Origin of the sequence: Frankia sp. R82, assembly GCF_023716925.1 — a bacterium.
Classification (GTDB): Bacteria; Actinomycetota; Actinomycetes; order Frankiales; family Frankiaceae; genus Frankia.
In genome coordinates, this window is the sequence record NZ_JAMQQG010000262.1 from 1 (window position 1) to 5,375 (window position 5,375).

The window sequence follows — 5,375 nt, forward strand, 5'->3', positions numbered from 1 at the left end:
TGGCACCACCCGCCCAGCTCTCCGGCCGGGTGGTGCCCCGGGGCAACGGCAGCCCGTCGCCGGTGCCGATCGGCCTCGACGGCTGCGACAACAACTACGCGGCCGCCGACACCGGCCGCCGGGTGTGCATCCCGGGCACGCCGCCGCCCGGCCAGCGGATCGACTGCGCCTACCTGCGTGCCCACGGCATCAACGCCGTTCGCGTCGTCGGTGCGGACCTCCGTCGCCTCGCTGGCACGCTCATCGCGGCGGCGCGAGGAGCGGTGCTCTGTGCCCACTGACAGACCCGGCCCTGCTGACAGACCCGGCCCTGCTGACAGACCCAGCCCTGTCGGCCGACCCGGGCGCAGGCGGGTGGCGGTGGCTGCCGTCTGCGCCACCGCCACCGCGGTCCTGGCCGGTTGCGGTGGCGGTGGGAGTGCCGGCGGTTCCGCGGCCGGTGCGTCCGGGACGGAGGGTCATCCCGCCGGCGGGACGCCGGCCCGGACCGCGGCGGTCGGCGTGCCGACGGCGCACGCCACCTGGGTCGGCGGCTGGCACGGCAGCGTCGCCCCGACCGCCGTGCCCAGGCCGTCGTTCGTGCTCACCGACACCGGTGGGCGGCCCTACGACTTCGCCCGGGCTACCGCCGGCCGCGCCACGCTGCTGTTCTTCGGCTACACGCATTGTCCCGACGTGTGCCCGACCACGATGGCCGACCTCGCCGCCGCCCGCCAGGTGGTGGGCACCCAGGTCGCTCGGAAGGTCACGGTCGTGTTCGTCACGACCGACCCCGACCGGGACACCCCGGCGGTGCTGCGCCGCTGGCTCGACCAGTTCGACCCGGCCTTCGTCGGACTCACCGGCACGCCGACGCAGCTCGCCGCGGCGCAGCGGGCCGTCGGGGTGCCGCTGGCCACCGTCGACCGCGACGGCGGCGATCCCCGCGGCGGTCAGGGCGCCTACCTGGTCAGTCACGCCGCCCAGGTGCTCGGGATCGGACCCGACAACCACGTCCGTGTCCGCTACTTCGCCGCCACGACGGTCGCCGAGTACGTCGCCGACCTCCCTCGCCTCGTCGCCCTGCTGTGACCCGTTGCCGTGCCGTGATCCGTCGCCTCGCCGTGGCCCGACGGGGCCCCGACGTCCGACCGCTCGCGGCCCTCCCGTCCTTTTCCCAGGCAGGTATCTCTTGACCGGAAACCGAAGCGCGCAGGAAGACCCCGGCCTCGGTGTGTCTCCCCGGCTCGCCGACTCCCCCCAGCCCGGCGAGCCCGTCCCGCTCGTCCAACCCGGCGAGGCTGCTGCGAGGCCCGGTGGGGCACCGGCACCACGCTCCCACCGGGAGCCACGGAAACGTGGCGCCGACCGGGGGCCGCTCACCCCACGTCGGCTGGCGGGGGCGGGCCGTGGGGTGGTGCTGCATGTCGCCCTGACCGTGCTGTGCGCCGGTCCGCTGGCCGTGGAACGGCAGGTGGCGTACCTCGTCCCGCTGGCACTGGCCGTGCTCCTGCCGCGGACGTTCGGTCGCGCCGGGCCGCGCCAGGCGGTGGCTGTCGGCCTGGACGACCACCGCGGTGTCCGGCTGCCCCGACTCGTCCAGTTCGCCTGCGAGGCGGCCGGATGCTACGTCTACCTGGCCGTGGGCGAGGTGGGAACCCGCCTGCTCGGCGGTGCGTCCACGGGCGCCGGCTGGCCGGTGTGGGTCGCGGCGGGTGCCGGCGCGCTGGCCGCCTCGATCGCCACCCTGGCGCTGGGCCGCCTCGGTGACACCGGGCGCGTGGCCCGGCCGGGACGGCGCCGCCTGGTGTGCGGACTGGCCGGGGTGCCGATCGCGGCGCTGCTGGCCGTACGCGCGGCCGAGCACCATCACGCGGTGGTGCTCGGCCTGTGGACCGGTGTGTCGCTGCTGATGCTGCTGGTCGCGGTGCTCACCCTCGTCCGCGGTCAGTACAGCTGGCAGCACCCCGAGCGGGTGGACCATGTCGATCTCGCCGACACCCTCGCGCCGCGCCACCGGTTCTCGCTGATCGTCCCGGCCCGCGACGAGCCGATCCTCGGCCGCACGCTCACCCAGGTCCTGGCCGGCGACTATCCGGCTGACCTGCTGGAACTGGTGGTGATGGTGTCCCACGACGAGGTTGACCGCCCGACCCGACAGATCGCCGAACAGATCGCGGCGCGACATCCGAACGTCCGCGTCGTCGCCCCGCGGGGCAGCCGGCGCAGCAAGCCACTGTCCCTGGAGGACGCCCGGCGGTACTGCACCGGTGACCTCATCGGCGTGGTCGACGCCGAGTCGCTGATCGCCGAGGGACTGCTGTCCTACGTCAACACCCTGGCGCTGCGGCAGTCCGACGTCGGCATCTTCCAGGGCGGCGTGCAGCTGATGAACGTCCGCGCCCCCGCCGCGGAACCGACCGCCGACGTCCACGACGACCCGACGGCCACGGTGGGCGATGGTGCGGCCCGTCCGGTGCTGCGCCGGCTGGACACGGACACGTCCTGGTGGCGGGCCCGCAACTGCCTCGAGTACTACATCTGGTTCATGTCCCGCCTGCGCTTCCAGGCACAGGCGCGGTTCATCCCGCTCGGCGGCAACACCGTGTTCATCCGCCGGGACGTGCTGGACGCCCTCGACGGCTGGGACGTCAGCTGCCTCACCGAGGACTGCGATCTCGGGGTGCGGGCCTCGGTGGCGGGGATCCGCACCACGGTCTTCTATCACCCGGATCTGACCACCCGGGAGGAGACGCCGGAGAGCCTGACGAAACTCGTCGTGCAGCGGACCCGCTGGATGATGGGCTTCATGCAGGTCCTGTTCAAGGGGGACTGGCGCCTGCTGCCCGGTACCCGGCAACGGCTGATGGCCGCCGAGATGCTGACCATGCCGTTCTTCCAGGCGACGGCCGGGGTGCTGCTGCCCGTCTCGCTGGTCCTGACCTGGTTCCTCGCCGCGCCCACGGGCCTGGTCATCGTGTTCTGCCTGCCACTGGGGGCCACCGTGATGACGGTCTGGTCCGAACAGGCGGCGTTCCGCGAGTTCGCCGAGGCCTACGACCTCGACATCACCTGGTGGGACAGCACCCGCCTGGTTTTCAGCGCGCCGCTCTACCAGCTCGTCCTGTCGGTCGCCGCGGTGCGCGCGACCCTGCGGCTGCTGCGCGGGCACGTCGACTGGGAGAAGACCTCACACTCCGGCGCCCACCACGGCGCCGGCGCGGGCCGCGTCCCGGCAGGAGCCGCGTCATGAGCACCCCCGACCAGACCAGGCCCGACCAGACCAGGCCCGACCAGACCCGGCCGGATTCGGCCAGGCCCGACCTGGCCGGGGAGATCGGGCCGCGGGTGCTCGCGCCGCCGGTGAGCGCCACTGCCTGGACGGTGGTCGCGCTGCGCGGACTCGTCGTCCACGGCACCGTCTGGGCGCGGGCCCACCGGCACAGCCTGGTGCTGGTCGGCGCGCTGCTGGCGGTCGTCGCCGTCGTGCACGGGGTGAACTTCGACGGCTGGCCCGGTCGGGTCACCGACGACGAGGGCACCTACGCCGCGCAGGCCTACTCGATGCAGTACTGGAACCGCATCGCCCATTACACCTACTGGTACGACCACCCGTTCGGCGGCTGGCTGCTGATCGCGATCTACACCAAACTGACGGACGGCTTCCACCGCGCGACCACCGCCGTCACCGCCGCCCGGGAGCTCATGTTCCTGCTGCACCTGGTGAGCTGTGTGCTGGTCTACCGGTTCGGCCGGCTGCTCGGTCTGCGCCGCTTCTTCGCCAGCGCCGCCGTGCTGGTCTTCTCCCTGTCGCCGTTGGCGATCTGGTACCAGCGGATGGCGTTCCTGGACAACATCGGCGTGATGTGGCTGCTCGCCGCGTTCGTCGCCGCCGTGTCTCCGCGCCGCAGCCTGCTCGCCGCCGCACTTGCCGGCACGTTCATGGCCTTCGCGTTCTGGTCCAAGGAGACGACGCTGCTGTTTCTGCCCGGCCTGTATGTGCTGCTACGCCAGCATCGCGACGACCGTAACTGGCGGTTCGTCCGCCGCACCTTCCTCGGTTGCCTGATCGGGATCTGCGGCATCTACCTGCTGTACGCGGCGGCGAAGAACGAGCTGTTCGAGGGCCCTGGTCACGTGTCGCTGGAGTGGGCGGTGCGCTGGCAGCTGTTCGATCGCGCGTCCAGCGGCAGCGTCCTGGACACCGGCAGCGACACCTACAACGTGGTCCGCTCCTGGCTGGATCTCGACCCGTACCTGGTGCTCGGCGGGATCGCCGCCGCCGTCCCGCTGCTGGCGCTGCGCCGTCTGCGGGTGGTCTCGGTACTGTTGCTGATCCAGTTCGCCTTCATCTTCCGCAACGGCTACCTGCCCAACCCGTACGTCACCGCGATGCTGCCGTTCGCCGCCCTGTGCGTCGCCGGCCTGCTCGACGCGATCCTGCCGCGCCGCCATCCCCGGGACGCACCCTCCCCCTATCCGGACGACACCCTGCCCCGTGGCATTCCCGCCCCACGGTCATCGTCCGGGGTGAGCACGTTCGGCGATCCGGAGCCCGACACCGTGCCCACCCGGGTCATCGAGGTGCCGCAGCCCGGCTCACGGTGGCGGCGCCCGCTGCCCGGCTGGCTCGCCGGGCCGGTGATCGTCGTGCGCCACACCCTCGTCGTCGGCACCGTGCTGGCGTGCGCTGTCATCCTGACCTGGGCGTGGACACCGAAGATCCACACCGCGTTGACGGTCGACGCGAGTGCTCCGAGCCGCGACGCCACCCGTTGGTTCCTCGCCCATGTGCACGACCGGCGCACGGTCGTCACCGACGACATCGCCTGGACCGATCTCGTCATCTCCGGACGCCGTCCGCTGCCCGTGTGGTTCTACAAACTCGACCTGGACCCACAGGTCCAGGCCCAGTTCCCACACGGCTGGCGGGACGTCGGCTACCTGATGATGGGCAAGCCGCCGGACTCGGTGCTCGCCGAGGTCCCGACGGTCGCCGCGGCCCTGCGGCACTCGGTCGTGCTTCGGTCGTTCGGTCACGGCGAGATCGAGATCCGCCAGGTCATCCCACCCGGGTGCCGCCCCGGGCTGCCCACGCTGCGCTGCTGACCCACACCCGGACCGCGCCACGGGCCCGACCGGGGCAGGGCGAGGGTGCGGGTGGATGCCCCGGTCAGCGTCGGATCACTGCTGATCGGACGGGAGACCGGGGCGTCCACTCAGCTCAGGGCGAGCAGCGCGCCGAGGAAGAAACCGACGCTGGCCAGCCAGATCAGCGTGGGAACCAGTCGCAGCCAGCCGGCCAGTGCGCTCGACCCGCTCCCGCCCGCCGCTGGCCCGTCCGCCGCGCCGGCACCGGCGGGTTGGCCGGCACCGGCGAGCCCGCCGACCCGCAC

At 72.8% G+C, this 5,375-nt stretch carries 3 protein-coding genes and 1 pseudogene; all 4 read left to right on the forward strand.

Annotated elements, in window-relative coordinates:
- Positions 1 to 281, forward strand: a pseudogene (locus tag ND747_RS19860) (hypothetical protein); the annotation flags it as partial.
- Between the two features lie 73 nt (positions 282 to 354).
- A complete protein-coding gene (locus ND747_RS19865) occupies positions 355 to 1,071 on the forward strand; it encodes an SCO family protein (protein ID WP_251735328.1) in 717 nt (238 codons plus the stop codon).
- 100 nt (positions 1,072 to 1,171) lie between these two features.
- Entirely contained in the window at positions 1,172 to 3,232 is a 2,061-nt protein-coding gene (locus tag ND747_RS19870; protein ID WP_251735330.1) for a glycosyltransferase family 2 protein, read from the forward strand.
- Complete coding sequence (locus ND747_RS19875) at positions 3,229 to 5,088, forward strand: glycosyltransferase family 39 protein (RefSeq protein WP_251735331.1); 1,860 nt, start codon at positions 3,229 to 3,231, stop codon at positions 5,086 to 5,088. The genes ND747_RS19870 and ND747_RS19875 overlap by 4 nt, the downstream gene beginning before the upstream one ends.
- The last annotated feature ends 287 nt before the right edge of the window (positions 5,089 to 5,375 follow it).